General features: G+C 66.4%; 1 protein-coding gene. It reads right to left on the reverse strand.

Annotated elements, in window-relative coordinates; translation table 11 throughout:
• Window positions 1–51 precede the first annotated feature (51 nt).
• A partial coding sequence (locus KJQ96_RS39290) for a (d)CMP kinase (RefSeq protein ID WP_213291250.1) occupies window positions 52–259 on the reverse strand: 208 nt, incomplete at its 5' end.

The following is a 259-nucleotide window of genomic DNA, read 5'->3' on the forward strand; positions in this document are numbered from 1 at the left end:
GAGTCATCGCGAGGTGGTCGATACGCCGGCTCATGAAGATTCAGGGTCGGCTCAAGCCGGCGGCAGCTTGGCCACGATCAGCGCCGAAATTGTCTCCACGACCTGCTCCAAGGTGAGGAACGTGCTGTCGATATCCGTGGCCCCCGCCGGACAGGTCAGGGGCGCGGTCTTGCGTTGTGAATCGAGGCGATCGCGTTCGGCCACTTGGTCGTGCTGGCCCTGTTCCGCGCGGCGACGCGCGCGTTCCGCCGGATCGGCG

It is taken from the genome of Bradyrhizobium sp. sGM-13 (assembly GCF_018398875.1).
Lineage (GTDB): Bacteria > Pseudomonadota > Alphaproteobacteria > Rhizobiales > Xanthobacteraceae > Bradyrhizobium.